The sequence below is a fragment of the Anaeromonas gelatinilytica genome, assembly GCF_016820635.1.
Lineage (GTDB): Bacteria > Bacillota > Clostridia > Tissierellales > SIT17 > Anaeromonas > Anaeromonas gelatinilytica.
This window is the reverse complement of the sequence record NZ_WSFU01000122.1, coordinates 1-3,216: the sequence shown is the minus strand read 5'-3', so window position 1 is coordinate 3,216 and position 3,216 is coordinate 1. Positions and strand designations below refer to the sequence as shown.

The window sequence follows — 3,216 nt, the reverse complement described above, 5'->3', positions numbered from 1 at the left end:
ATAGCATTAACTGTAAATGGAAAAGTTGATAAAAGATCTTTACCTGAAATTGAATATGTAAGAAAAGATGAATATGTAGCTCCAACTACTGATGTTGAAAAGATTCTTTGTAATATATTTGAAGAAGTTTTGGGTGTTAAACAAGTTGGGATAAAGGATAATTTCTTTGAACTAGGTGGCGATTCTATAAAGGCTATTAGAGTGGTATCAAAAGCTAGGGAATTAGGTTATGAGATTTCTGTTAGAGATATTATGCTTTTACATTGTGTGGAAAGTTTAGCTAAAGGAATAAAAGAAATAACAATTCAGTATGAACAAGGAGAGGTAAACGGAGAGGTGGATTTAACTTCTATTCAAAAGACATTTATTAATTGGAATTTAGCTAATAGGAATCATTATAATCAGGCTGTAATATTAGAAAGCAAAAAGTCACTGTCTGAATCTGCTTTAAGGAAGACATTAGATGCTTTAGTAAAAGTTCATGATATGCTTAGGGTTGTTTTAAAAGAAAATAATCAAGTTATTTTACCAATGAATGAAAGTAAGAAATATACTTTTAAGGTTTTTGATAGCAGTAATTGGACAAATCTTGAATATAGAATTAAAGAAGAATGTACTAAAATTCAAAGAACTATGGATTTAGAAAATGGTCCACTAATGAAAATTGGATTATTTAAGACGAGTAAGGGCGATTATTTATTGATAGCGATTCATCATTTTGTTATAGATGGTGTATCATGGAGAATTTTATTGGAAGATCTTTTATTAGGTTATAATCTAGCTGAAGAAAATAAGGAAATAGTTTTACCAAGTAAAACAGCATCATATAAACAATGGTCAAAAATGTTAGATGAATATTCATCAAGTTTTAAATTTGAAAAGGAAAGTAAATATTGGGAAGACATATATTCTCATATTGATAATACTCAACTACCAAGAGAAATTAATTTATCTAAGGGAAATTATAATTATGAAAGTTTAGAAATTGATTCTGATATTACTCATAAGCTTATTTACGAATCATTAGAAGCTTATAATATGAATATAAATGATGTATTATTAACTTCTCTAATGTTAGCAATTAAAAGGTGGAAAGGTATGGATGGAATTACTGTAGATTTAGAAAGTCATGGTAGAAATGATATTGATGAAAATATTCATCTAGATAGAACCTTAGGCTGGTTTACAAGCATTTATCCAATTTATTTACAAAGCTATGATACTTTAGAAGAGAATTTAGTAGAAACTAAGGAGATGCTAAGAAGGGTTCCTAACTTAGGAATTGGATATGCATTATGGAAATATAGAAAGCTTGAAGAAAGAAGATCAATACCTTCTATTGCTTTTAACTATATGGGAGATATGAATCTTAATATAAAAGAAGAAAGTATATTCAATATGTCTTCCATAAGTTCAGGTTTAACTATAGCAGAGGAAAATGAACTTCCTCATGATATAAGTATTGATATACAATTAAATAATGATAAATTATATGGATATGTGAATTATAAAGAAGGTAAATTTACTAGAGATAGCATAAGGAATTTCTGTAACTCATATATTGAATCATTAATCGAAACTATTGAGTACTGCTGTAGTCGAGAGGAAAGAATAGCTACATTGTCAGATTTTGGTGCTTCAGATATGGAAGCTCAGGAATTAGAGGATATAATGGATATTTTTAGTTAGAAAAATTGCTAAATAGAAAATATGAAAGGAGATTAGTAGTGAAAAATAAGAAGAATATTCAAGGTATTTATGCTCTATCTCCCCTTCAAGAAGGGATTTTATTTGAAAAGTTAAAGAATAGTGAGGATTCCAGTTACTTTATTCAGAACTCTTTTACATTAAAGGGGAAGATTGATGAGAATTATATTAGAAAAAGTATATCTTTACTCTCCTTAAAATACGATGCTTTAAGAACAGCTATAGTTATAACAAAATCTACGGGAAAGCCATGGCAAGTAGTTTTGAAAAATAGAAAAATTGAAATACAAAAGAAAAGTATTCAAGATGTAGTCACAAGTGAAAGATCTGATGTCTTAAAAACTATTAAAGAGGAGGATGTTAAAAGAGATTTTAATTTAGAAAGTGATAGTCTTCTTCGTATAACTCTTATAGAAATAACCAAAGATGAATATGTTATATTATGGAGTTCCCATCATATACTTTTAGATGGTTGGTGTAATTCTATTCTTATAGGTGATTTTTTTAGATTTTATGAATTATTGAATCAGGGCATAGACTATGAAAAATTAGAAGATAAAGTTCTTATAGAGAAAAAAGGGGTTGGATCCTATGGTGATTTTATTAAATGGTTACAGGGGCAAGATCATAGGAAAGCTTTAAACTATTGGAGAAACCTGCTATCTGGATATGATACAGTAGCAGATATTATTCCAATGGAAAGTGAACCAACGAACTCTGAGGGGAATTGTGTAGTTCATAGTATGACTTTAGATAGAAGTAAGAAAGTCATGGACTTTGCTAAAAAGCATAATATGACTTTGAATAGAATAGTAGAAACGGCATGGGGGATATTATTACAAAAATATAATGCTTGTGATGATGTTGTCTTTGGAAAGGTAGTTTCGGGTCGTAATGCAAGAGTAAAAAATATTGAGAATGCAATTGGTTTATTTATAAATACAGTTCCAGTACGTGTACGATCTACTAGAGACATCAAGGTTATAGATTTATTAAAAGATATGGATAGACAAGCTATTGAAAGTCAAGAATATGATTATTATGCTTTAAGTGAAATACAAAAACAAAGTTCCATAGAAAGGCAACTTTTTGATACTTTGTTTGTTTTTGAAAATTATTATGTATCAAATTCGGAAATGGATTTATCTATGGATTTTGAAATTATTGAAGAATCAGGAAGAGAAGAAACAAATTATGATATTTGTATAGGAGTAGATGTTAAAGATACTTTAACCTTTGATATCTTATATAATACCAGTAAATACTCGGCTCATGAGATAAAACTTATCTTAGAAAGATTAGATTATTTATTACTAGAGATAGTGAATAATCCAGGAGAAAATATAGGTTCTTTAAATATGATAGACAAGATTGAAAGAGAAAAGGTTATAAAGGACTTTAATCCTAGTAGTATTAAAGATGATGTATATTCAGAAAAGACTGTCATAGAATATTTTGAAGAACAAGTTGCTAAAACTCCAGAAAAGATAGCTCTTGTTTATGAAGATG

At 28.5% G+C, this 3,216-nt stretch carries 2 protein-coding genes; both read left to right on the top strand.

Annotated elements, in window-relative coordinates; all coding sequences use genetic code 11:
* On the top strand, positions 1-1,689 hold a 1,689-nt coding region (locus GOQ29_RS10940), incomplete at its 5' end, for a condensation domain-containing protein (RefSeq protein WP_252187600.1).
* Positions 1,690-1,727: 38 nt separating this feature from the next.
* On the top strand, positions 1,728-3,216 hold a 1,489-nt coding region (locus GOQ29_RS10935), incomplete at its 3' end, for a condensation domain-containing protein (RefSeq protein WP_350446015.1).